The following is a 2150-nucleotide window of genomic DNA, read 5'->3' as shown; positions in this document are numbered from 1 at the left end:
CAGCCTTGAGCCGGGACTATGTGAAAGCGAATTCAGCCTGATACGCTTTAAAGGTGATCAGGATAAATATGATGCACTTTATAAAAATGCCAATGCGCTGCAACCCGAAGATATTGCCAACATTATTTTCTGGATCGCTGAACAAGAGTAAGGGTCAGGTCTTGCCTTTTGCTACGATACGGCTCACTCGGAAATAATGAAGGCTAAAGTCATCTTCTTGACGATAGATAGGCTTTCTTTCATTTCCATGAGAAGTGGCGTGGTAAAGTGCCTCTGCAAACTCCAAGCGTAAAGGCGATTCATAATGCTCTCCAACTAATTTGCTTATATACAAACCGGATCAATTAACATAAAAAAGCAAAAGGCAAGACCTGAACACAGATCTTGAACCCAGATCTTCTTGACCATGAATAATTAAAACTTGGCTGATTAGTTATTTAAATTAGCGAGTAAAAGATCGCAAGATTGTTTAAGTTTGGTTAACTCATCAGCCGTCATTTTTGATTTACAAAATATCGCATTTGGCACCTGCTCCGCTTGTTGACGCATTTTTCGACCCTCATCGGATAAAGAAATTATTCGCACGCGTTCATCTTGTTGACCACGCGAACGGATAATTAACTCTTTACCTTCCAATCGTTTTAAAAGCGGGGTTAATGTACCTGAATCTAAATGTAATTTTTCGCCTAACTCTTTTACATTCATGCTTGAATATTGCCACAGCACCATCATCACTATGTATTGCAGGTAAGTTAAATCCAATTTTTTCAGTAGGGGTTGATAAGCCCGCCCCATTGCATTTGAAGCACTGTACAGGGAGAAGCAAATTTGTTTATCTAAGGTGAGATTCGACTCTTGATTTGGTTTTGTCATGGTTTATTAACTCAGATCTAAAAAAGATTGCACACAATATACTTGTATTTTTTTTAAATTCAATTAGTATAGTTAAAAGTAAATTGCGCGCAATATAAATGTGTGCAATTAATGTTGTTCTATAATGGGAAATAATTATGACTGCTTTATACACAACATCAGCAACAGCACGTGCAGGCCGAAATGGACAAGTAACAACTGACGATAAAAAATTAGATCTTGCGTTAAGTTATCCAAAAGAGATGGGGGGAACAGGCGAAGCAACAAACCCTGAACAATTATTTGCGGCGGGTTACTCCGCTTGTTTTTCTAATGCACTTTTGCACGTTGCACGTGAAACTAAAACAGCAATCAAATCGGCACCTACGACAGCAACCGTTGGTATAGGCCCAAATGAAAGTAATGGTTTCGCTCTGACGGTGGCGTTATCAATTGAGCTCGAACTTGAGCAAAATGCAGCGGTTGAGTTGGTCCATACAGCTCATCAGGTATGCCCTTATTCAAATGCAGTACGGGGTAATATCGATGTTAAATTAATAGTAAATGGTGTCGCTTTATAATTTATCGACAATCCATTGACTGTAAAAATTGTAATCATGGTATTAAAACGAAGGCAATCTTTTTGCTGTATTTGAATAACTAATTGTATTTAAAAGAAATAGATTATCTTCGTTTGGCTGTTTACAACATAAATGGTTAAGTGCTTATTTCATGTTATTAAATTCCGGCAGTGTGTTAGCCGGGGTCTTACTTTGTTGAAAATTATCTACTCTATTCCCAGCTATTAACCCCAAAGCAAGTCTGAAAAAAAGAGCAAGGGTCACAAAGAGCAAGGGTCTGGTCCTTCATCGTCTGGAAAATGAAAGACCTGACCCCAGATTTTGGCCGCTTGCTTAGCCTTCGGCACCCGCCCTTGATGGATTGGTTTGCTTGATCTCTCATCTTCACAATATGCAATTTCATTAAAATCTTTATGAGTGTCTACCCCTATAAAAATCATGTTATTATCATTCATGCTAGCGCATTTAGTTTGTGTGATAACAACTATTATGTCTCTGCGAGGAAAACCATTTTAAGCGCTTTTATAGTAATATTAGCATCTTATAATTTACGTATTAAGTGAGAAAATAATGATTAAAAATACCGAAAAAACTTATGGCAGTATTGCCAAATGGTTTCACTGGTTGGTAGCCTTTTGTATTCTGGCAGCCTATGTGATCGTATATTATAAAATGTGGTTTTTAGACGAAGGAGATTCACTATTCCGTCCTAGTCTG

Annotated in this window: 3 protein-coding genes; 1 reads left to right on the top strand and 2 read right to left on the bottom strand. The window is 37.8% G+C overall.

Features of this window, described 5'->3' with window-relative positions; genetic code table 11:
- Positions 1-429: 429 nt before the first annotated feature.
- Positions 430-873, bottom strand: a complete 444-nt coding sequence (locus ABZA00_RS16915; protein ID WP_372883317.1) for a MarR family winged helix-turn-helix transcriptional regulator — start codon at positions 871-873, stop codon at positions 430-432.
- A gap of 137 nt (positions 874-1010) precedes the next feature.
- Between ABZA00_RS16915 and ABZA00_RS16910 the strand changes: the two genes are divergently transcribed.
- Complete coding sequence (locus tag ABZA00_RS16910; RefSeq protein ID WP_372883316.1) at positions 1011-1433, top strand: organic hydroperoxide resistance protein; 423 nt, start codon at positions 1011-1013, stop codon at positions 1431-1433.
- A gap of 260 nt (positions 1434-1693) precedes the next feature.
- On the opposite strand, the gene ABZA00_RS16905 is transcribed toward ABZA00_RS16910, so the two are convergent.
- A complete protein-coding gene (locus ABZA00_RS16905) occupies positions 1694-1888 on the bottom strand; it encodes a hypothetical protein (protein ID WP_372883315.1) in 195 nt (64 codons plus the stop codon).
- Between the last annotated feature and the right edge of the window lie 262 nt (positions 1889-2150).

Origin of the sequence: Psychromonas sp. (assembly GCF_041586535.1) — a bacterium.
GTDB lineage: Bacteria > Pseudomonadota > Gammaproteobacteria > Enterobacterales > Psychromonadaceae > Psychromonas.
The sequence above is the reverse complement of the archived record's forward strand: the minus strand, read 5'-3'. Positions and strand labels throughout refer to the sequence as shown.

Excerpts from the sequence above, each read along its gene's own strand:
- ABZA00_RS16915 (WP_372883317.1), bottom strand. The coding sequence starts at position 873 with ATGACAAAACCAAATCAAGAGTCGAATCTCACCTTAGATAAACAAATT.
- ABZA00_RS16910 (WP_372883316.1), top strand. The coding sequence starts at position 1,011 with ATGACTGCTTTATACACAACATCAGCAACAGCACGTGCAGGCCGAAAT.
- ABZA00_RS16905 (WP_372883315.1), bottom strand. The coding sequence starts at position 1,888 with ATGAATGATAATAACATGATTTTTATAGGGGTAGACACTCATAAAGAT.